At 40.7% G+C, this 22,804-nt stretch carries 21 protein-coding genes; 6 read left to right on the top strand and 15 right to left on the bottom strand.

Annotated elements, in window-relative coordinates; genetic code table 11:
* Positions 1-76: 76 nt before the first annotated feature.
* The 3 genes from MHO82_RS06050 to brnQ all read right to left on the bottom strand — a co-directional run bounded on the left by MHO82_RS06050 (position 77) and on the right by brnQ (position 3,083).
* The gene (locus MHO82_RS06050) at positions 77-613 is read right to left on the bottom strand and encodes a DUF6882 domain-containing protein (RefSeq protein WP_239182957.1); all 537 of its coding nucleotides are present in this window, start codon (positions 611-613) and stop codon (positions 77-79) included.
* A 459-nt stretch (positions 614-1,072) separates the two neighbouring features.
* Entirely contained in the window at positions 1,073-1,540 is a 468-nt protein-coding gene (locus MHO82_RS06055; RefSeq protein ID WP_239182958.1) for a hypothetical protein, read from the bottom strand.
* A gap of 223 nt (positions 1,541-1,763) precedes the next feature.
* On the bottom strand, positions 1,764-3,083 hold the full coding sequence (gene brnQ, locus MHO82_RS06060) for a branched-chain amino acid transport system II carrier protein (RefSeq protein ID WP_239182959.1): 1,320 nt from the start codon (positions 3,081-3,083) through the stop codon (positions 1,764-1,766).
* 534 nt (positions 3,084-3,617) lie between these two features.
* On the opposite strand from brnQ, the gene MHO82_RS06065 reads away from it, so the two are divergent.
* Complete coding sequence (locus MHO82_RS06065; RefSeq protein ID WP_239182960.1) at positions 3,618-4,478, top strand: alpha/beta hydrolase; 861 nt, start codon at positions 3,618-3,620, stop codon at positions 4,476-4,478.
* Between the two features lie 86 nt (positions 4,479-4,564).
* Here MHO82_RS06065 and malE read toward each other — a convergent pair whose 3' ends face one another.
* The 5 genes from malE to MHO82_RS06090 all read right to left on the bottom strand — a co-directional run bounded on the left by malE (position 4,565) and on the right by MHO82_RS06090 (position 9,938).
* Entirely contained in the window at positions 4,565-5,743 is a 1,179-nt protein-coding gene (gene malE, locus MHO82_RS06070; RefSeq protein ID WP_239182961.1) for a maltose/maltodextrin ABC transporter substrate-binding protein MalE, read from the bottom strand.
* Positions 5,744-6,039: 296 nt separating this feature from the next.
* Complete coding sequence (locus MHO82_RS06075) at positions 6,040-7,821, bottom strand: alpha-amylase family protein (RefSeq protein ID WP_239182962.1); 1,782 nt, start codon at positions 7,819-7,821, stop codon at positions 6,040-6,042.
* A gap of 133 nt (positions 7,822-7,954) precedes the next feature.
* Positions 7,955-8,716: a PhzF family phenazine biosynthesis protein gene (locus tag MHO82_RS06080; protein WP_239182963.1), complete on the bottom strand. Its 762-nt coding sequence runs from the start codon at positions 8,714-8,716 to the stop codon at positions 7,955-7,957.
* Positions 8,691-9,434 carry an NUDIX domain-containing protein gene (locus MHO82_RS06085; protein WP_239182964.1) on the bottom strand — a complete coding sequence of 248 codons (744 nt, stop codon included), beginning with the start codon at positions 9,432-9,434 and terminating at the stop codon, positions 8,691-8,693. Before MHO82_RS06085 ends, MHO82_RS06080 begins: the two co-directional genes overlap by 26 nt.
* 18 nt (positions 9,435-9,452) lie before the next feature.
* Positions 9,453-9,938 (bottom strand): GNAT family N-acetyltransferase, encoded by a 486-nt coding sequence (locus tag MHO82_RS06090; RefSeq protein ID WP_239182965.1) that lies wholly within the window; start codon positions 9,936-9,938, stop codon positions 9,453-9,455.
* 226 nt (positions 9,939-10,164) lie between these two features.
* Here MHO82_RS06090 and MHO82_RS06095 point away from each other — a divergent pair, with 226 nt between their 5' ends.
* The 3 genes from MHO82_RS06095 to MHO82_RS06105 all read left to right on the top strand — a co-directional run bounded on the left by MHO82_RS06095 (position 10,165) and on the right by MHO82_RS06105 (position 12,473).
* The gene (locus MHO82_RS06095; RefSeq protein ID WP_239182966.1) at positions 10,165-10,581 is read left to right on the top strand and encodes a DUF350 domain-containing protein; all 417 of its coding nucleotides are present in this window, start codon (positions 10,165-10,167) and stop codon (positions 10,579-10,581) included.
* An 8-nt stretch (positions 10,582-10,589) separates the two neighbouring features.
* Positions 10,590-11,228 (top strand): DUF1190 domain-containing protein, encoded by a 639-nt coding sequence (locus MHO82_RS06100; protein ID WP_239182967.1) that lies wholly within the window; start codon positions 10,590-10,592, stop codon positions 11,226-11,228.
* 78 nt (positions 11,229-11,306) lie between these two features.
* Complete coding sequence (locus MHO82_RS06105) at positions 11,307-12,473, top strand: glutathionylspermidine synthase family protein (protein ID WP_239182968.1); 1,167 nt, start codon at positions 11,307-11,309, stop codon at positions 12,471-12,473.
* Positions 12,474-12,541: 68 nt separating this feature from the next.
* Here MHO82_RS06105 and MHO82_RS06110 read toward each other — a convergent pair whose 3' ends face one another.
* The 5 genes from MHO82_RS06110 to MHO82_RS06130 form a co-directional block, all read right to left on the bottom strand.
* On the bottom strand, positions 12,542-13,552 hold the full coding sequence (locus tag MHO82_RS06110) for an alpha/beta hydrolase (protein ID WP_239182969.1): 1,011 nt from the start codon (positions 13,550-13,552) through the stop codon (positions 12,542-12,544).
* 309 nt (positions 13,553-13,861) lie between these two features.
* Positions 13,862-14,629: a DeoR/GlpR family transcriptional regulator gene (locus MHO82_RS06115; protein WP_239182970.1), complete on the bottom strand. Its 768-nt coding sequence runs from the start codon at positions 14,627-14,629 to the stop codon at positions 13,862-13,864.
* A gap of 174 nt (positions 14,630-14,803) precedes the next feature.
* The gene (glpK, locus tag MHO82_RS06120; RefSeq protein WP_239182971.1) at positions 14,804-16,318 is read right to left on the bottom strand and encodes a glycerol kinase GlpK; all 1,515 of its coding nucleotides are present in this window, start codon (positions 16,316-16,318) and stop codon (positions 14,804-14,806) included.
* A 52-nt stretch (positions 16,319-16,370) separates the two neighbouring features.
* Positions 16,371-17,225, bottom strand: a complete 855-nt coding sequence (locus tag MHO82_RS06125) for an MIP/aquaporin family protein (RefSeq protein WP_239182972.1) — start codon at positions 17,223-17,225, stop codon at positions 16,371-16,373.
* A 250-nt stretch (positions 17,226-17,475) separates the two neighbouring features.
* Positions 17,476-19,932, bottom strand: coding sequence for a cation:proton antiporter (locus tag MHO82_RS06130; protein ID WP_239182973.1), 2,457 nt, complete (start codon positions 19,930-19,932; stop codon positions 17,476-17,478).
* 200 nt (positions 19,933-20,132) lie between these two features.
* Here MHO82_RS06130 and MHO82_RS06135 point away from each other — a divergent pair, with 200 nt between their 5' ends.
* Complete coding sequence (locus MHO82_RS06135; protein WP_239182974.1) at positions 20,133-20,999, top strand: fructosamine kinase family protein; 867 nt, start codon at positions 20,133-20,135, stop codon at positions 20,997-20,999.
* A gap of 164 nt (positions 21,000-21,163) precedes the next feature.
* On the opposite strand, the gene MHO82_RS06140 is transcribed toward MHO82_RS06135, so the two are convergent.
* A complete protein-coding gene (locus tag MHO82_RS06140; protein ID WP_239182975.1) occupies positions 21,164-21,316 on the bottom strand; it encodes a hypothetical protein in 153 nt (50 codons plus the stop codon).
* Positions 21,317-21,795: 479 nt separating this feature from the next.
* On the opposite strand from MHO82_RS06140, the gene MHO82_RS06145 reads away from it, so the two are divergent.
* Positions 21,796-21,999, top strand: coding sequence for a CPXCG motif-containing cysteine-rich protein (locus tag MHO82_RS06145; RefSeq protein WP_239182976.1), 204 nt, complete (start codon positions 21,796-21,798; stop codon positions 21,997-21,999).
* A gap of 119 nt (positions 22,000-22,118) precedes the next feature.
* Here MHO82_RS06145 and MHO82_RS06150 read toward each other — a convergent pair whose 3' ends face one another.
* The gene (locus MHO82_RS06150; RefSeq protein WP_239182977.1) at positions 22,119-22,730 is read right to left on the bottom strand and encodes a riboflavin synthase subunit alpha; all 612 of its coding nucleotides are present in this window, start codon (positions 22,728-22,730) and stop codon (positions 22,119-22,121) included.
* Between the last annotated feature and the right edge of the window lie 74 nt (positions 22,731-22,804).

Consider the following 22,804-nt stretch of genomic DNA (forward strand, 5'->3'; position numbering starts at 1 on the left):
AATCCCTGTAATAGGATGTGCCTCACTAAACTAGTACAGTGGACTTAACCCATACCAAACTACCGAGTATAACAGGTCACTTTGATTGCTTTTTTAGCTCACTATTCGATAATGTTATCTCACCAAATGTCATGTAAACCTGTGTTCCACCACCAGCATCAGCTCTGTATGCCCCATTTGCTTTACCAAGGCGCATCGCTAATGCCGTATATTCCCATGCTCTTTCTTCTGATAACTTAACAACATGAGTCACCAACTCAGACAACTGGTATTTATGCCCAAATGTTTTCACAAAATTTGCATGTTCGCTCAGTTCACTGGGGACTGATGGATGCTCCCAGCCCCACATGAACGTTCCATTCGGTGAATAAGTACCTATAATTTGAACAGGAGCTTCAGCCACTTTACCATCCGAAAAATCAAACCTAACCTTTCCTAAGTTGAGATCGACACTCCAATGTTTCTCTGAGCCAAGCCCCCAAGAACTTGAATGAGCTTCTGTCGCGTTCTTCAGCCCAGAAAAGCTCTGAGCAATATACTTTTCAGGTTCTACAGTATTAGCTTGCGCTCCCAAGCTAAATATTGAGGCCATTAACAACGCTATTTTTTTCATTCTAATCTCTTTTATAATTATCAACACAGATAAACCCTCTTGGTACACCACATAGCTTTAAAATGTGGCACGCTTTACCAAGGAAAGATTCCATATATTCGGGTCGGTTTGAGTACTTTTTATATACGTACTACATCAACATCGGATAACCTAGAAACTCTGTAATTAGTTGCAAATTCAATTACTTCCTCAACGGTTTCGCTGACATGGCTGGCGACATAGGTGAAAAATCCTTTGGCGCTAAAATTGTAACCTTACCATCAAACTCATTTTACTGAGCTAATACACTAAAAAAACAGCTCTACTAAAGCTAGTAAAAAGGATGATTTTGTTCTTCATCAAATCATCCTTTTTACATAACACCTACAATAATGCATGCTTCATTAAACTAACAAAGCAAGCTGGACCTTATACCAAAATCACCAAGTATAAGACATCCACCTTAATTGCCTTATAATGTTAATTTTCCCGCCTTACCACTGTTCCAAAATACCTAAAACCGATGATTTTAGCTCCAAATTTAGGAGCATCTATCATTGGCTCTCTATATAAATCAATAATCCCATCGCCTCCTTGGGAATAAGCTACTCTTAATAATTCAGCTACTGCAACTTTATCATCTCTTTCCCTTTGGGCTACAACTACATCAGACAACTTAATATAATCCCAATTTGGTGATGATGTTTCACCCATTACGTATAAGTATTTCCAGTTCTGAACCGCATCAGGCCGTGTGAAAGGACTCCAAAAAACGTAATGCAGCTCAATTTTATCCATTTCTGTTCTGGGTTCGAATTTTTCATGTGTTAGTTTGCTAATATAAGGAGAGTCTTCTATCAATTGTTTTGGGTTCTCCACATATTGATTTGAAATACATCCAGTCATAATTAAACTAAAAACTAATACACATGCTAGTTTTTTATACATATACACCTTTCTTTATTAATACAACATCAACCATATAATTAATATCCATGTATCTGCGATTCCTATAGGAATATGCAGATAATGCCTCCCATGCTCCCATGTTATGACTTTTAACCAATCACAAAAAGTCACACCGTCACTATGAAAAAATAGCAAACATGAGATAATTTCCCTGCTTGCTATTTTCTCGTTTACATTAAGTATTGAAATACTGCCCTATCACTTATTCTGCACTGACTGCTTTTTCACAAAATGGCTCGGTTGCTGCTGGCTTTCTGTTTAAAAGTTTACTAATTACAATCGCAGCAAACACAGGAAGGAACCAGCTAGCATGAGCTTCAAATAAAGGTACATATTTTACAAATACACTCATTAAAGATTCTGGCAACATACCTAAAATGCTCAATGCGTCCAAGCTACCAAATACTAAGCTAACCACAGAGATCGTCACATAAGATGGTAAATAACGTTTCGTTGTTGGCAAGATAGATGCTGTTAATACCAATGTAATCGCAACCGGGCATAGGATAAGAATTGCAGGTAAGCTCACCGTTAAGATCTGATCCAACCCGAAGTTTGCGATGATGCCAGTCAAGATAGCAACAATAGTCGCAGTAATGGCAAACGGAGAGCGAAACGTTTGTTGGTAATACTCAGCACACGCATTGGTTAAGCCAACCGTCGTGGTTAAACACGCCATGATGATGATACCAGCCAGCAAATACTGACCTAGTGGACCAAAGATAGCAGCTACATAGCGCGTTAACAGCTCACCACCATTGGTTGCACCTTCAGCTACCGATGCCGAAGTTGCACCAACGTAAGCCATTGCTAAATAACATACCGACATTAGGAACGCGTACACAACAGTAACTTTAAGTGTTGCTTGAAAAACATCCTTCGATGATTCACAGCCTCTATCACGGATCGCTTTAATGATGATCCAACCAAAACCCACCGCTGCGATGGCATCCATTGTCATGTAGCCTTGAATCAAACCACTTGTTACCGCTTTATATTGGTAATCTAGCGTAGGTGTACTCAGTTCCCCTAATGGCGTAACAAACGCGGCAATAGCTAAAGCAGCGAGCATTAACACTAATAACGGTGTTAGAACTTTACCAATATAATCAACAAGTTTACCGCGCTGGAAAGCCAATAACAGAGTAATACCAACAAATACAACAGAGAACACCATTAAGTAATCGCCAGAAACGAACGGCTTGATGCCCATTTCATACGCCACGGTTACTGCTCGTGGCATGGCGAAGGCGGGGCCAACCGCTGCAAATAGTGATACCCAGAAAGCAACAGCTAATGGTTTTGGCAGTGCTCGGGTCAGCTGTGCACTGTCGCTCAGTCGGCCAAAAACAATCAGAGCTAATGCTGGTAAACCTACAGCAGTCACTAAAAATCCCACCATAGCTGGAAGATATTGTGTACCTGCCTCTAAGCCTAGAAACGGAGGGAAAATGATATTTCCTGCCCCAAGAAACATGGCAAATGTCATTAAACCTATTGCGAGTGCATTTTGATTTTTCAATGTACAGTCCTCATGCTATTAGGTTTTTCCTAATTAGCTTTTTTATTATGGACCGTCAGTTTGGCTGGGAGAAAAAGAAGAAATAAAGTGTAGTATCCCTCCGTCAGCCAGGCTGACGGAAGTAGCCGCCAGCCTAGTTAATAATGACTAGAATGACGACAGAAATAGTTGATGTTAGGCACGACATAGCACCACGTAACATTTGGCACGAAGCAGCAAATTGTTGGGCTATAGAAGAAGGCATGAATATTTCCTAGTTATTTATCGTGGTAACAAATTCAATATATAAGTAATGATTTATAATGTAAACACATTATTAGTTAAAAATTTCACAACTAAAACCTTATGCAGTTTTATCATCTAGCAAAGTGTTGCATATCCCCATTGTTCACAGTATATTTCCACTTCCACCCACACTGAGCAAAATAAATCATGAAACTTGTTCGTTGACGCAACTTCTTAGCTCTTTTCTAACCACTTAATACTTCATTAGTTTGAAGGGCTTATTTACAGCCCGACGAAAGGAATTAGTTTATGTTAACGCATACCACAAGCTTCATTAAATCAGGGCATTTTTCTCTGAAAACCATTGAATCTCAGCAAACTGTCGGCGGTGACACGTTGCTCATTATTGGCAGTGCCGACTATTACCACAGAGTCATGCCAAGCAATCTTAGTGATCACTTCCACTGCATTTTTGTGGACCATCGTGGATTTGCCCCTTGCAGCCAAGAAGTCACCAGTGAGGATATTTCACTAAGTCAGGTAACTCTAGACATAGCGAAAATGTGTGACTCTTACGGTATCAAAAAATGCTGGGTACTCGGACATTCGGGTCACGCTTATATGGCTCTGGACTTTGCTGCTTCTTACCCTGATCTTATCTTGGGTATAATTCTTATTGGTGCATCCCCCAACCTATCTAACGATATGCAAGCACTGCAATTTGCTCGTTGGAATAAGGAAGCAAGTTCCTCTCGAAAGCACACATTTGAGCAGAATATTAACCAGCTTCAATCCGATATAGACACAGAGCCAGAGCGAAAATTTGTACACTTATGTAGGCGATTAGGAGCGATGAGGTGGTTCAATGCAGGCTTTGATGAAATGCCACTATGGGAAGGGCTAATTACCCACACCCCACTGCTCGATAAGTTATGGGGGGAAACCTTTGCTGAACTCGATATTTCCGCTTATTCTTCATCCATCAAGTCACCAGTACTAATCATCAGTGGGGAATATGACTACAGCATTGCGCCACTTAACGCTTGGTATAACATTTCTCCTAATTTTGTAGATGTTCGCTACCAAGTCATAAAGAACAGCGCTCATACCCCAATGTATGAACAACCAGAAACATTTCTTAATGCGCTACTGAGTTTCACTCACGCATAGTTCATTCATAAATAACTCGGTTATACATAAAGAAAAGAGGCTCCGGTGAGCCTCTTTATTTCAATATTATATTGCCATACTTTGCTCTATCGCGTGATCTGCTTAGCGGCAGTGTCTAACGCTTCTTTTGTGGTTTGCTTCCCTAACAAGGCATTTTCAATAGCAGCCCCCTGAGCGAACCAATAGGTATTCATTTCAGGAATATTAGGCATGATTTCTCCATTTTCAGCATTAATCATCGTCGCCTTTACACGCTCGTCACTTTCAAGCTTCTTCTGGAAAGACTTTAACGTAACTGCCCCTAACGGCTTGTCATCATTCATGATTTTTAGAGCTTCATCTTGATACAAATAGTTCTCTAAAAATTCAACAGCCAAATCGGTATTCGGACTAGAAGCATTGATCCCCGCACTTAGAATGCCAACAAACGGGTTACCCTTCTCACCACCTAATGTCGGAAACTCAGCAACGCCGTAGTTAACCCCCAGCTTGTCGAGATTCCCCCAGCTCCAAGGGCCATTTATGGTCATCGCCACTTCACCTTTACTAAACGCGGTTTCAGAAATGGAGTAATCCATACTTGGATCCACCACTTTTTGCTCCACCATATCCACAAGGAACTGCAAGCCCTTAATACCCGATGAGTTGTTCACTCCGGTATTACTCGCATCGTATTGCCCATCCACTTTTTTGAATGCATACCCGCCGCCAGAAGAGATGATCGGCCATGTGAAATAGGCATTTTTTACATCCCACATGATCGCTTTTTTGCCTTCTTGCTTCATTTTATTATGAATATTAACCAGCTCTTCCCATGTTTTTGGTGGCTCTGGAATGAGATCTTTATTGTAAATCAGAGATTGAGTTTCAATGGCGACCGGATAACCAACTATTTTGCCATCAACTGTCACAGCATCCCAACTGAAATCGACCAATTTTTCTTTAAACGCTTCACTTGGGTGAAGTTCATGTAATAAACCCGCTTTGGCGTAGCTACCAAAACGATCATGAGCCCAGAATACAATGTCTGGCCCTGCCCCAGTGGACGCTGTTTGCTGGTATCTCGCTTCCATCGATTCCGGATGCTGAACAATCACTTTTATCCCTGTGTCTTCCTCAAACTGCTTACCTATTTGAGCTAAACCTTCATAACTTTTATCCCCATTAATCCAAATGGTCAGTTCGCCCTCTTCCATTGCCATACCAGGTGTTGTTAGTAAAGCAGCTAAAGCACAGGCTGATAAAACATTGATTGCAAATTTCATAATATCTATTCCATCATCAATATGTTTGTACGTTTGCGGCAATATAAAATGCCCGATATTGCGGCAAGGTAAGCTCAAAAGTTAATAGAATTTCATCTTACTCGGCATAGCTTTCCATCAGAAATAGGTGAAGAATGAACTGATATAGATAAAAGCTATTCCAGTGTTCTTATTGGTGATGTTGTTCAAAATATATAGGAAATCACACTCATATTTGATCGTGAAAAATATGAATAAGCACAACATTAATAGTTGTAAAAAGAGGCACAACTGCTTGGTGCCTCTCTGCATAATATTTAACGATTTAGTACAAACGCCAAACCCGCGAGCGGTTTTAGCAATAAATTAAAATGTCCCACTCCATTTTCAACAATCAAAGATAAATCAGGATCACTGCCAATATGCTGCTTAAAGGTATAAACCCCATCAACCAACTGCCACTTATTCACCAAGCTCGCTGGAACCTGACCATAAAAATCAATACTTTGCTTAGCGTCAAAGTTAACCGCACCGATGATCACTTGCTCAGAGTTACTTCGTGCAAACACATACCCTCGGTGCTGCATCTCTCCCATCGCTTGACGATTAATATCGTACAAATCATCAAAGTCGCCAGTTAATGCCGAGTGATTAAGTGAAAAATTCATTAATTGTTGGTAGAAATAGCGCAGTTCTTTTTCGTTATCAGACGATAATGCACCGTCAAATTTACCTTGATTCATCCAGCGCTGATGATGAGGAACGCCAATATAATCAAAAATAGACGTGCGAGATGGTTGACCAAAGCCCGCCATTTCTGACCCCGGCTCACCCACTTCCTGACCGAAATAAATCATGGTTGGCGCACTACTCAGTAAAGCACTCACCAACATGGCAGGTCGCGCGAGATCAGGGTTTCCGGCAAATTCAGGAGAGGCAATACGCTGCTCATCGTGATTGTCTAAAAAATGCAGCATGTGATGTTCAATATCCAACATCTCTTTTTGTATTTGAGCAATTTTTTGAGTAGATTCTCGTTGTTGGATAATGGCTTTTAATGAATCATACAGATCAACTTTATCGTACAGGTAATCCATTTTCCCTAAATGAATGTAATCTCGATAAAGATCTGGCTGATACACTTCTGCCATCAAGAAAGCGTCTGGGTTAGTCATTTTAATAAAGGAGTTCATGTAACTCCAAAACTCAACGGGCACCATCTCGGCCATGTCATAGCGAAAGCCGTCGACCCCTTTCGCTAACCAATATAAGGCAATATCTCGAAACTTCACCCAAGAGCTCGGCACCTTTTGCTGCTGCCAAAACTCAAAATGAGCATGATGATCTTGTTTATCAAACCCTTGCGGCAGTTCCGGAAAGTCTTTGCTGCCATCAGGTCGAATACCATAATTAACTTTTACCGTTTCATACCAATCGTCAAAGTCTGGTTTCGCTAACCGTGAGCCATTACCAGTCCATTTGGCAGGAAATTCTGCATAGGGTTCGCTATCCGAGTGCTCATATTCTCCACCTAACGGAGCAAACTGGACTGGAATGTCAGGCAGCTCGAAAGCCTGCTCTGGGATGTAGTAAAAATTATTGTCCTGATGGTACTCCACACTTGTATCATCTTCCGCCCCAAAATCCGTGATACCTTCAGGGTTGTTCATACCTTGATATTTACGAGCCACATGATTTGGAACAATATCGATGATCACTTTTAAGCCGTTCTCATGGCTTCTTGCCACTAGGGCTTCGAATTCTTGCAGTCGCTGATTCGGATCATCGGCTAAATCTGGGTTAACCGAATAGTAATCTTTGACTGCATATGGAGAACCTGCTCTGCCTTTCACAACCGATGGGTGATCATTCTCAATACCAAATTGGCTATAATCGTTAATCACAGCGTGATGAGGAACACCGGTATACCAGATATGCGTCATCCCCAATGCTTTGATTTCTGATAACGCTTTATGAGTAAAATCACTAAATTTACCAACACCATTTTGCTCTATGGTTCCCCACGGCTGATTGGTGGTATTAGTATTACCAAATAATCTCGTAAACACTTGGTATACAGCGTATTTATTTTTATTCATGATGATCTTCTTAGCACTAGTTTCACAATATGCATAGGCTAGCGTAAGTTAAGGTTGGCAGCCTCCTCCCTGTTAAGAATTAAAGGGGCGTAGATAAAAGGGTTAACTCCATGAAATATAAAGATCTTATATATCAATTACTAAACACATTTCCACCCACCCAAACACCCTCATTAGTATGTTGAATATACAGCTCATTATCAAAGCTTGGGGAACCCATCAAGACAGAGAAACTATGCGTATCCATCAAGATATTGAGCGGAAGCGCTGCACAACACACAGCGCACGCAGAATCTTCAGGCACATTAAACAAAGGATTAGAAGCCCGAGCATAAATCTTGCCTTCTTCTACTGTATAAAGAATATAACCACTGAAGTTTTTTCCTTCGTTCCATGTTGCCAAAGCGTCCACATCAAATATCAGTGCATTTAGCTTTTCCAAGCTGGAGACCTCGATAACCAACTTAGCTTTTCCTGCGCTAAATATGCCTTTCACATCCATGTCCGTTTTCTCTAGACCGAACAAGCTTGCCTTTGGCTCTTCGGTAAAATTTAAATCAATGGATGAAAACGCACTGAGTTTAACGAAGGTTTTCTGCCCCTGCTTCTTCACTTCATAAGCACCAGCCCCTGTTTCAACATAAAAGTGATCTTTTTCGATGGTTTGAGCGGCACCTAATAAAGCATGACCACACAACGGCGCTTCTAAACTATCCGGGTAGAAAAAACGAAATTTCGTATCACAGCGTTGGCTATTTTCCACCAACACCGTGACCGGAATACCAGAGTCTTGCGGGTTCATGGGCTGCTCAACAACAGCCATCCTATTCCCGCCGTTCGAACTGGTTTTGCCAAATACTTTATAGCTGTTAGTTTTCGATAAAAAAGACTTCATGTTTTGCACTCGCCCCTCTGTTATTCTCCAGTTCGAATTTCTTAAGCCCAACTCCCGATGCCGCTGTTCGTACTATCTCTCGGTTAAATGGGCTGTGCCTCTCATCATTAATGTACGTGGTGAGATCAATCCATTGAGCATCAACAATTTCATGTGTATCTTGAATGTTTATCCGATTCGTTAATGGCGTTAAACGACACACAAAGTACATGTTAGATTTACCAAACTGGTACGGATGCTTGGTGGCAAAACCTGCGATATGATCAAACTCTGCTTCAATACCTGTTTCTTCCAGTACTTCTCGAATAACGGCTTCTTCTATTCTTTCACCCAATTCAATGTGCCCGCCCGGTAACTTATACCCAGCACCTTTTGACCAACGATCTTTCACCATCAACACTTCATTGTTGTCATTAATAACAAGCGCCCCACCACCTAGTGTGTAAGTGGGAACAAAAGGCGCATAGGCATCCTCCACCAGCCTTAACACTAGAGTGATTTGAGTTTCTAAGCAGTTATGAAAAACAAAACCAAGATCGGTAGCCACATCGATTAAGTGTGATTTTGTTATTGGTAGTGTCAGCCAAATTAGCCGTTTATGGCCTGAGACGAATGTGAGTAAATCCTTAAGGTGAGACAAGAAACTGGTTTTATCTTCATGAACAGAACAAGTATCTATAATCACTCCATTAAAATCATCAAACTGATAGGTAAGCAAACGTATTCCTCATCGTTGTTATAACGTTTTTAGCATCCATACATCACAACCACTGTGAATGGTGCCATCTAATGGTTTATCTAGGTGTGTAAAGCCTAGCTTTTCATACAAAGACACCGCCGATGTCATGCTGGTTAAGGTATCTAAATAGCATTGCGTATACCCTTTCGATTTAGCATACTCTAAACACTGTAAGGTAAGTGCTTTACCAATTCCAAGGCCACGGCTTTCAGGTAATAAGAAGAGTTTTCGTAATTCGCACACTTTATCACTGCCGTTAAAAGCCGCAATACCACTGCCCCCCACAATTTTGCCATTAATGGTCGCCACTAAATACAAACTGCGAGTTTTATCACTATAGTGTTGGCTCATACAACTGACTTCAGGATCTGAAGGACCAAACCCTTCACCAACAGCACCATATTCTTTCCCAACTTCTTTTATGATATGACATATTTCTCCATCATATTTTGAAGCAATGTCTTCTATTTTATATTTGCTCATTTTTTACTCCAAACAGATTATTCCAAATAATTAAGTGTTTTTAATGTCAAAAAAATCATCGATATATATTAACTAAAATATCATTAAGGCCATATTGTAAACAGTAATAAAAACAACAAGATGATATGTTCTAATAAATTTAATTGATTAAATAAACGTTATTGATTAAGCTGCAACCGCTTGATTTTATAAGGTATGGGTAAGTTTAAAACCATAAGGAAATACTATGTCCCAGTTTGCTCTCTCTCTGGCCGGCCTCGGCTCATTTGCTCTTTATTTCGGTCTATCTATTGTCTTTCTGCTTATCTTTAAGTTTGTATATATTCGTATCACACCATACGATGAATGGAAACTGGTAAAAGAAGAGCAAAATATTGCGGCTGCACTTACGTTATCCGGTGCATTTATTGGTTATAGCTTAGCGATTGCGAGTGCTGCTTCTAACTCTGTAAATTTAATTGATTTTGCTATCTGGGGTGTTGTTGCGTTAATTGCCCAAGTTATCGCCTACGCTATTGTTCGATTTGGTTTCATGCCTAAATTAGTTGAACGCATTAAGGGCAACGAAATCCCTGCTGGCGTAGTCATGGGCTCAATGTCTATTGCTATTGGCCTTCTAAACGCTGCCTGCATGACGTACTAGGAGGGCACATGAAACGTAGTCAAAACGTTGTTCTTCCACAAATGCGAAAAAATTGGCGCACTTTTAGTGTAGCGCCAGTGTCCATCGCCGTTGCTAGCGCCATGTTAGCTGGATGTAGTGATAACAGAACAAAAACAACCATCTACAGCACCATTGATGATTGTATTGATGATCACCCTAACTATGCTTACCAATGTCGCTCAGCATATCAGGATGCATTAAAAGAGGCGGCAAAAACCGCACCGAAATACAAAACATTAGAAAACTGTGCTTATGAGTTCGGTTATAGTGGCTGTGTTGAAACGCCAAATAATAACTGGTTTATGCCAGCAATGAGCGGATTTATGTTTGCTCGCGTACGGCATAATAATCAAAGCTATTACTCTCAGCCAATGTTTAGTTCTACTAACTCAAGCAGTGTGTACTATAACGATTGGATTACTTCCGACGGCCGCAAGTACGGAACTAAATACAGCAAAAGCACTGTACTGATTAGTGAAAGCGAGATGAAACCAAAGCCTGTGGTTACACGCACCATTTCTCGTGGTGGCTTTGGCTCAACAGTTTCAGCAAAATCGAGCTGGAGCAGCTCAAGCTCTAAATCTAGCTCAAGCTCTAAGAGCTGGGGTTCTAGCTGGGGCGGCTAAAAACTCACTCCCTTATGATACAGGCCAGCAACACAACGCTGGCCTTTTCTGCTGTTAAGAAGACCTTCAGAGATCCCAATGCTTCGTATTGAAAGTACCCCAAGAAAACACTGGCAACAGCTTGCTGCTGAATATGGCTTTGGCTTCCACACCATGTATGGTGAACCCTACTGGGATGAAAGCGCTTATTATCAATTTACGTTAAACCAGATCGAAAAAGATCTTGAAGATCCAACCAAAGAAATCCATGAAATGTGCCTCGACGTTGTGGATATGGTTGTCAAAGATGATTACTGGCTAAAACGCTTTCAAATTCCAGAAGCCATGTGGCAAAACGTGCTTGACTCATGGAAACGTAAAGAGCCTTCTCTCTACTCTCGTATTGATTTAGCCTACGACGGCACTGGCCCTGCAAAATTTTATGAGAACAACGCCGATACACCAACGTCACTGTACGAAACGGGTTTTTGGCAGTGGTTTTGGCTAGAAGACTTAGTAAAAAGTGGCAAGATCCGACGAGATGCTGATCAGTTCAACTTACTTCAAGAATTAATGATGGCTCGCTTCCAAGAGCTTGCTCGCCTACAGCCAGGCCAGACACTTCATTTTTCATGTTGCAAAGACACTGAAGAAGATCGCGGTACAGTTCAATACATGGAAGACTGCGCTAAAGAAGCTGGTTTGAATACCGCATTTGTACACATTGAAGATATTGGTGTTACCGCCGACGGTGAATTTACGGACTCCGATGATCGCCTTATTCGCTGGATGTTTAAACTCTATCCTTGGGAGTTCATGTTCCGTGAAGAGTATGCGCAACATTTGAACAGTGCCAAAGTAAACTGGTTAGAGCCGATGTGGAAATCCATTATTTCCAATAAAGCTCTACTGCCAGCATTGTGGCAAAAGTTTCCTAACCACCCTAATTTGTTGCCTTCTTATTTTGCTGATGATCCAAAAGCAAAGCAGCTCAAAGATTACGTAATCAAACCATTATTTTCACGTGAAGGTGCCAACATTCAGGTAGTGCGTAATGGAAAAATAGCCTTAGATACGGAAGGCCCTTATGGGGAAGAAGGTCATATTATTCAAGCTTTCCATCCGTTACCTAAATTTAAAGATAACTACACCTTAATTGGAAGCTGGCTGATTAACGATGAACCTGCGGGCATTTCACTTCGTGAAGACAGCTCACTCGTGACGCAAGATTTATCTCGCTACTTGCCTCATATTATTCTTGATTAAACGCCGAACACTCAGACCATCATATAAACCATATGATGGTCTTCACAGCTCATCTTTTTATATTTCTACTACTTCAGGTAACCATCTAACCAACGAAACAGCTCGTAATACACTTGGTCTCGAACACTTTGTTCCGATAACACTAAATCATGTAACCCACCGTCGACGCGAATTTTAGTTACATGATCGCCTAAATAATCCGCATATTCATTAATTTCATCTACCACCAATACCGTATCCATCGTGGAAGCTTTGTCTGTATAAAAAAGTGGTTTATAGCTGTATTTAGAGTGCATAACCAAAATTGGCACTTCTATATCTAACCCCTCTTTCACTTTATGTTGAGCCATGTACACAGCACGCAGCCAACCAGCATAAACAGGGATATCTCCTCCGTCTCTACCTACAGGCTTCCAATCAAGGTTAAAATCCCACTCACCGTAATATTGATCGCTAATGGATTGACCATACACTTTTAGGTTTGGTGGTGTTGGTAGCTCACAAAATGGGCACGTTAAGCCCAACGCCATAATCGCAGAGGCTCCTGTGGGCACTTTGTTTAAATACGGGCTATTTAAAAAAACAGCATCTATTGTTTTATCTGCCTTAAACTTATTGGCATACGTTGCACCGATCAATCCACCAGTGGAATGACCAGCCAGTAGTAACTGTGTATTCCCCTCTTCGCCACGAATCAATGTAATTGCTTTCGTAATTTCCTCATCATATTCGCTGATGTCTTTCATCATATTTGGATGAAGGGTATTTTCCGATATCGAACGGCCGTATTTACGAAGATCAATAGCGTAAAAATTATACCCATTGTCTAGATATTTTTGAGCCATCTCTTCTTGAAAGAAATAGTCTGAATAACCATGAATGTACAACACGGCTTTTTGACTATCTTCGGAATTTCTCTGCCTGATCACAGTCGCGATCGCTACCCCATCGTAGTCATCTTGCAACGACAATGTTGTTGTTTCAAAGCCTGATAATTCGCTGTCTTCTACCCAATCCGTTGCTTGTGCAGAACTCAGAAATCCACAGCACAGTAAAAGTGCAATCGATGCTTTTTTCAAAATGAATCTCCTTTTATGAAAGCGGTTAGTACTACGTAATAAAACCAACTTAGCATAGAGGTCAGACCACAAAAAGCTCGAACGAGCATATTAAACATTCAAAGTTAAACAAATGTGACTAAGGTTACAAGACGGATAAAATAAGAAACCAGTGGCATTTATATTGAAATGAAATGTCTTTCTTTTAAAAGGGATTTGTGTATATAACAATGATGCAAATAATTAAACGGTTTTCTTAGATAAAAAAAGCTGGAAGAGTGTTCCAGCTTTGTTGTTAATCAAATCTATAACTAAAGAGATAAGTCGGTACTAAGTTCTAATTACCTCATAAGCAATATCGTGTTCATTCAATACTGCAGTGATCTCAACAGGTGGCTCTTCGTTTGTGATCAACAAGTGGATTTCTGAAATATTGCCTAAATTCACCATAGCATTACGGCCAAATTTAGTATGATCAACTGCAAGGAATACACTACGGCTGTTTTCAATAATGGCTTTTTTCACACGCACTTCATGGTAATCAAAATCCAGCAATGAGCCATCGTAGTCGATACCACTAATACCCAATATACCGAAATCTAAACGGAACTGAGAGATAAAGTCGAGGGTAGCTTCCCCCACTATGCCACCATCTTTATTACGAACTTCTCCACCAGCTAGAATTACTTTGAAGTCGTCTTTACCCATTAATATGCTGGCCACATTAATGTTGTTGGTCACAATACGTAAATCTTTATGGCTTTCTGCCAGCGCTCTTGCCACTGCTTCTGGTGTTGTACCTATATCAATGAACAGGGTTGCACCATCTGGGATGTGTTTTGCCAAGGCTTGAGCAATGCTGTCTTTTTCACCTAATTGCATGACTTTACGTGCATTGTAAGCGGTATTTACTGAGCTTGAAGGAATGGTTGCCCCACCATGATGACGACGAATTTTATTTTCATCAGCAAGCTCATTAAGATCACGGCGAATGGTTTGCGGACTAACGTTAAAACGTTCAACAAGATCATCAGTGCTAACGTAACCGTGCTTCTGAACAAGATCGATTATTTCTTGGTGTCTCTTGGTTTGTTTCACGAACCGTATATCCTTATTCCAATTACTTCTTTGGAAATTAGTTTACCTAGCAAGCCATGAATAGCAATGTAACAAGCCCCCAGCTACGTGATTTAAATCATAATATGTTCGAATAGAAACAAAAAGAGCGTCCGAAGACGCTCTTTTAATCATATAGGTGTATATTCGAGATTGTTAGTCTTCATCGTGCATATCAGCCCAAGATTGCGCACATTTAACCGCACGTTTCCAACCTTTGTAGCGTTTTTCACGTTTTACTTCATCGCACTGCGGCTCAAAAGAACGATCAATCACGGCTTTATCTGCCAGCTCATCTAGGCTATCCCAGAAACCAACCGCTAAACCGGCTAAGTAAGCAGCACCTAACGCGGTTACCTCCGTCACTTCTGGGCGGTGAACCTCTGTATCTAGAATGTCTGATTGGAACTGCATCAGGAAGTTATTCGCTACTGCACCACCATCAACACGCAGTGCCGACAACTTAATGCCAGAGTCCGCTTGCATGGCATCCAATACATCACGGGTTTGGTAAGCAATACCTTCAAGGGTTGCACGAATAATATGGTTAGAGTTAACGCCACGAGTTAGGCCAACAATCGTACCACGAGCGTATGCATCCCAGTATGGTGCCCCTAAACCAGTAAAGGCAGGAACAACGTACACACCGTTAGAGGTATCTACTTTTGTGGCAAAATATTCTGAGTCTTTTGCATCCGCCAGCAACTTCATTTCATCACGAAGCCATTGAATAGACGCCCCCCCCATGAATACCGCGCCCTCAAGAGCATACGCAGCTTCACCTCTTGGGCCACACGCCAGTGTCGTTAGAAGGCCATTCTTCGAAGTAACTTTCTCTTTACCTGTGTTCATTAATAAGAAACAGCCAGTACCGTATGTGTTCTTCGCTTGCCCCTGCTCTACACACATTTGACCGTAAAGTGCCGCTTGTTGATCACCCGCAATACCTGCAATTGGAATACGCGTTCCGCCTTTACCACCAATGTTTGTTTTGCCGTACACTTCTGATGACGATTTAACTTCAGGCATCATGGACAATGGAATATCAAACGCTTTCAGTAGTTTCTCATCCCACTCTAGAGAGTTAATATTAAACAACATAGTACGAGATGCGTTGGTATAATCCGTTACATGCACTCGGCCTTGCGTCATGTTCCAAACAAGCCAAGTATCTACCGTACCAAACAGCAGTTCACCCGCTTCAGCTTGTTCACGAGCACCTTCAACGTTATCTAAAATCCACTTAATTTTTGTGCCTGAGAAGTATGGATCCACAACAAGGCCTGTGTTTTCACGAATGTACTCTTCTAGGCCGTCTTCTTTTAGTGTTTCACAAATATCCGCAGTACGGCGACATTGCCAAACAATAGCGTTATATACAGGTTTACCCGTATTTTTGTTCCAAACAATGGTGGTTTCACGTTGGTTCGTGATACCAATGGCAGCAACTTCGTCAGAATGAATCCCTGATTTTGCTAACGCCTCTACAAGCGTTGAGCTTTGAGTCGCATAAATTTCTAATGCGTCATGTTCCACCCACCCCGCTTGAGGGTAGATTTGAGTAAATTCACGCTGAGAGACACTCACGATATTGGCATCGTGGTCCAAAATAACAGCACGAGAACTGGTTGTACCTTGATCCAATGCTACGATGTATTTTTGCTCAGTCATGGGAGATTCCTTATTGTTTCAACGATAAATTGTTTTATTAATAATTTTAGTTTTAAACACGTACTTCTTGTTGTTCTTCCGATTCTTCACACTGATTTGGAATCGTACAGCCAGTTCCTACGTTAGGTAAAAATTGTGCGATGGCTTTTGGATATGCCCAAGCGCCAAAACATGCACCAGCAATTGGGCCTAAGATTGGAACAATGAAGTATGGGATGTCTTTCGCGCCTGTAAGTGCATGCTCCCAACCCGCTAAATATGCGAAGAACTTAGGACCAAAATCACGTGCTGGGTTCATAGCAAAACCAGTTAGTGGGCCTAAAGAACCACCAATTACTGCGATAAGAATACCGATCAGTAATGGGTTCATTGCTCCACGAGACGCACCGTTGTTCTCATCACCTAATGCTAAAATGGCAAACATCAATACCGCTGTAATTATAAATTCAACTGCTACCGCACCAAAGAAGGATAAAGAAGGATGTGGGTAAGTAGAGAAAATACCAGCCGTTGACAGTGCCGCTTCACTGCTACGAACAAAACCATTCGCAACCTCATAATCAACAAACAAGTTGCTGTATAAACCATATACCAACGCCGCTGAACAAAACGCCCCCGCCAGCTGAGACACGATATAAGGGAGTACTTTCTGCTTATCAAATCCGTGGAAAGCAGCAAGTGCAATAGTAACAGCAGGGTTAATATGAGCGCCGGACACACCCGCAGTGCAGTAGATGGCAATACTTACCCCTAAGCCCCACATGATGCTAATTTCCCATTGGCCAAAACTGGCACCAGTTAACACTAACGCTGCTACGCAACCAACACCAAAAAAGATCAGTAAGCCAGTTCCTATAAACTCAGCTAGACACTCTCCCAACAGAGTATGTTTTTTTGTGTGAGTCATTATTTCAGTTCCTTTGTTTTATTTTTGTGTAGGGTTCACTTTGATTGTGCGAAAGAGAATGTACCCTTTTAAAACAAAAACGAAACAAAAACGAACTAAAACTGAGCGTTCGAGCACACTATTTATTCACACGAACTAACATAAAAGAAACAACATGAAATGAGGTAATTAGGAGCAATCAGGTCAGACCAGAATAAAGTAACACAAATATCAGCAGGAAAAAATGAACTGGATCGAGTTGTGGAAAGGATTACAGCATCAATTTAGCAATCGCTTGAGATAATTTAACATCTTGAGTCATAAGTGTTTTTAATTGTTCACCTTGTAGCCAAACAATATTACAAGTATTTTGAGCTTGATAATTAGCCGGGCTGATGGTCGAAAGTAATGACAGCCCAGCGAAATTTTCACCCGGTCCAATCAAACGAGTCACTTTTTCATCATCTTTTATTTCGCTCACAATAACGGTTCCCTGCGCGACAATACCCAAAGCACACAGGTTTTTTCCTTGCTCTGCAATAACATCACCATCGTTATAGATACTGTGCTGCATCATACTCACTAGCTTAGTGCGTGTTTGCTCGCGGGTATCTTTCGTCCATGGCATTAAGCGCTGCCATTGCTCAATTTGAACCGGATTTTTACTGAGCGGACTTTTTTGTAAGGCTTCCATGCGAGTTTCAACATCATTGATCATACGAACCGCTTCAGGCATATCTAATACGGCTTGCTTTAATTGCTGCTGAATAACCGCACGCTCACGATTGAGCAACAAACGTGACGCGGCCTGTGTTTCCAATGCATTGACCACTTCAGGAAAGCTTTCTCGGATCTGCTGAATGTGTTGCACCGTTAACTTTTTATTTTGTTCCACTTGATCATGCACCAGCTCTGCTTGGCTTTCACAAGGAGCTAACGTTTTAATGTGAGAATGAAGCTCATCTTGCGCTTGAATAAAACCACGCGCAACGTCATAGCCCAGTGCTAAACGCTCGTACAGTGCAGATAAAACCAGTCGTTTAATGCCGTATACTTGGCGCAGTGAATCTAAAATAGGCGGCGTTCTCCACACTCGATACAGTGCCTGTCTCGGTCCAATTTGCGGTTCACCGTCTAGTGCTTTTTCTACTGCGCGAACCAAAATATTGGTCGCTTGCTTGCCCAATGTACCTTGTTCAAATTGAGTCCAGTAGTTTTTACGCTCTGTTTCTAACAAACGCCGCTGAAACGCTATAGCCAATTCTTCATCACTGATGGTTTCCGTTTCATTTTCTAATTCTTTCGTGATCGACCCTAGCTTTGCTGCCTTTTTAACATCTTGCCAGTCAGCCCCTTTTAAAAACTCACTCTCCATCATACCTGGCAGTAAATCATTAAGAGCCTCATGAATTTTTGAACTCGCTTTGTCGACAGTCGCTTGTTTCGCATCAGGCAACTTATTTAGCCCTAGCCACTTTAATAACAACCCCATACTGGAACCGTTCACCAAGATCGTCAGTACTACGATACCTGCACATAAGAATAAGATCTGATCACCAATCACTTTTGGAATCAAATCATCGGCTGCAATAGTGAGCGCTAAAGCCAACGACACCGCTCCTCTTAATCCTCCCCACAATAGAACAATGGCTTTTTCATTGGTAATCCCTATGCCAATGCGTTTTAAAATCGGCATAAACACCACAATGGCAAAACCTCGAATGAAGAAAATACCGATATATAAAATGAACAACATTTTCCAAAGCTCAATGTCATTCAATGGAACACGAGCTGCAATCAATACCCCTACCAACAAGAAAATCAAGGTATTGGCTATGTGCGCCATCATTTCCCAAAAGTGATGTAAGAAACCAGCGACTTCGGGCGAGACTCGTGTCCGGCCAATACTGGCAAACATCAAAGCAAGTGCGACAACCGATACAACACCAGACACATGAATGCTTTCCGCAATAAAGAACACTAAATACGCCGCAGCAATAGAGAGCGTAATTTCAATCATTGGATCGTTGAACACTCGCCCAATCCATATGATGCTTAAACCGCCCAGTGCAACCCCAATAGCCAATCCTATTGAAACCACCCAAGCAAACTGCCCTGCAACAGCAAATGCATTCACATTTATATCGGAAGTTGAGATCACCCAGCCATAAAACAGAGAAAAGAACACAATGGCCGTACCATCATTAAATAACGATTCCCCTTCAATTAATGTTTCCAGTCGTTTACGGGAACTCACCTCTTTGAGTAACGCCACTACTGCCACAGGATCCGTTGCGCTGATCAACGCACCAAAAAGAAAGCAAAGCGCCCAGCTCCAATCCCAAGGGAAAACCCACTTAGCCAAGCTTGCCGTTAATGTTGTTGCCAGTAATAACCCGGGAATAGCCAATAAAGCGATTTGCGTGAACATTCTTCGAAAAAGGTGCACTTCCATCGCAAAAGCACTTTCAAAAATCAAAGTAGGAAGAAAAACAAACATAATAATATGGGGGCTAATATCAATAACCAGATCAAGCGTATTAGCCAATAGTGGGGTGTAGGCGTCGAACCACTCTGTTCTGTGCAAGAGACCAAGACACAAACCAATAATTAATAGAGCGACAGTGTAAGGTATTTGAAGATTTTTAAGACCATGTCGAACAAAGGCACCAATAATCAGTGCAAGAATGACAAAAAATAAGGTCAGCAGACCAGACTCATAGTGCATCGTATACACCCTACATAGACGACTACAGATAAAACTATAGATGCTTTTTATTCAGCATGCTTTCCAACCATTTCCCATCACTTTGCGCCTAAGAATGCTAGGTTTGTGGTAGAGATAACAGTTCACCTTCATAAATATGAACTAAGATATTGATGAGGCGTAATAATCTATGATCCATTGCATCTATGGAGATCCCTTCTATGTGGCAGGCTATTTCTCAGCAAGTTTCTAACATTCTTGAAAAACCTTTTGTAATCACAGAACACGAGACCATTGATGGTGGTGAAATCAATGAGTGTTATGTCATTTCAAATGGTGAAGAACGCTATTTTGTTAAGATCAATAAAAAATCCATGCTCGGACTGTTTGTCTCAGAAGTGGAAAGCCTCAATCATTTAAGAAATGCTGACTGTGTGGATGTTCCTGAAGTGATCCATGTCGGAACCACCAAAGAGTGCTCTTTTTTAGTATTGAATTACCTCCCGACAAAGCCTCTCCTTAATGAAGAGCAATCTGAAACCCTTGGTATTCAACTGGCTAGGCAACACCAATGGGGAGAACAAGCAGAATTCGGTTTTGACAGCGATAATTACATTGGCTCAACTTTACAGCCCAACGAATGGCACCGGAAATGGAGTACATTTTTTTCAGAGCAACGCTTAGGTTGGCAATTACAACTCGCCGCCGAAAAAGGCATCAAACTCGGCAACATCAATACTATTGTGCATAATAGCCAGAAAATACTAGCCCACCACCACCCACGCCCTTCCCTTCTTCATGGTGATCTATGGCACGGAAATGTGTCCGTCTCCGTATCGGGGCCAATCATGTACGATCCAGCCTGCTATTGGGGTGATCATGAATGTGATATTGCAATGGCTGAACTATTTGGTGGTTTCTCTGAAGCTTTCTTTAACGGCTATTTATCTGTTCAAAGTCTAGATAAAGGCTACCCTGATAGACGTGATCTTTATAATTTGTATCATATTTTGAATCATTGCAATATGTTTGGTGGTGACTACCTAGTCCATGCTGAACAAATTATTGCCAAGCTAAAACTCAACTAGATCATCTACCTTTAGCTACGTACAGAGTACTGATTTGCCAGCACTCTCCACAACACTGCAACATACGTAGCTTTTAAATACTGAGTGCCACTAGGTGACATTGTCACTTGGCGGCACTTTTCCACTGCTCTGTATCAATAAACCATCTCTCTTCATAGATCTTTTCACCATTGAATTTGAACAAAACGATAAGTTGAGAGGCTCTGCCTCGGCATAACAAACTTCATATCTTCAACATAGTCAGTAACTAAAGCATCAAAATCACCTGCGCCAACGGCTTCCCAGCCTCTTTGAACGGTATCAGATAAATTCATCACTTAGCCCTCATCACTTGGTTTATTTTTATAAAATTTAATTATAGGAGCAAAATAGAGTTTGATGATAAAACAAACAGTAACTTTAATTGGAAAGAAAGGATCCTATACTTTTATCTAATATTAATTAAAATCCACCTATCAAAGGTATATAAAAGCTAAACTTTTATTTCAGTTAAAAATAACTTTTAGGAAAATCGAGAACAATCATTTACATTCTGAAATCAAATGATAAATTTAAAGTAAATTCATCGACCTTATTTAATAATAAATTTACATATATGATATTTGATTCATTATTGATAATTCTGTCGCATTAGATTTTTACAATTTAAGTCTTATTTTATGATTCATAATCATAATACTTTGGGAACAATCAACTTTTCCACTTAATTTTCGGCAAAAATAATTTTTGCACTCTACTATAATTTCAACAGGGACGAAAAAGTTATAAATTGGCTTTATATTTAGGAGTTGAGCTTGTGAAAAATTATGTTGAGAAAAGAGTTTCTTGCCCTCATTGTGGTCACAAAATTGGTATCACATTAGACTCAAGCAATGGTAGCCAGGATTTTTATGATGACTGTCCTGCATGCTGCAGAGCCATTCATTTAAATATGCAGGTTGATGAGCAACACAAAACCATCAACCTTTATATTGATGCCGATGATGAGCAAATATTCTAAGCGGGAAACGCAGTTTAAACTCATGTAGACACCCCAGTTATGAAGCTTTTACTGGGGTGGCTTATAGTGATAGTTCCTTGAAATAGCAAGGATTCAGTAAAACAACAGCTCAGCAAACATTAGCTAACTTGATTTGCTAATACTCGCTCAACGGTTTCAACTACCGCTTGTGTTTGTGGATCAATTTCAATATTAATTTTATCGCCAACAACTCTGGAATCAATGTTAGTGCGCTCTAATGTTTCAGGAATTAAGTTCACTGAAAAAGCATTACCTTCCACATCACCAATAGTTAAACTAATTCCATCAATACCAATAAATCCCTTTGCAAAAACATATTTCATAAACTTAGCTTCAAGTTCGAAATATATTTTGCAATTATTTGGTGTTCTAATAATTTCTTTCACTGTAGCCATTGTCATTATATGACCTGACATAGAATGACCACCAATTTCGTCACCAAACTTTGCCGCCCTTTCAATATTAACTTCATCGCCAATATTTACGGCTCCTAAATTTGTTAACTTAAGTGTTTCTTGCATTAAATCAAAGTGCACCAACCGTCCATTCACTTTCGTTACGGTTAAGCAACAACCATTATTTGCAATCGAAGCACCTAACTCAATACCTGATGTTAATTCCTCAGGTAATTTTATAATATTCTCCTGAAAATTCTCTTTTTTATTAATCTCAATTATTTCTGCTGTGCCTTGTACAATTCCCGTAAACATTTGAACTCCTTGACATCGACAGTTGTAATAAATTGTGTATAATCATTTTTTTGACACCCGTCAAATTTACACCG

It is taken from the genome of Vibrio sp. Of7-15 (genome assembly GCF_022347565.1).
Lineage (GTDB): Bacteria > Pseudomonadota > Gammaproteobacteria > Enterobacterales > Vibrionaceae > NORP241.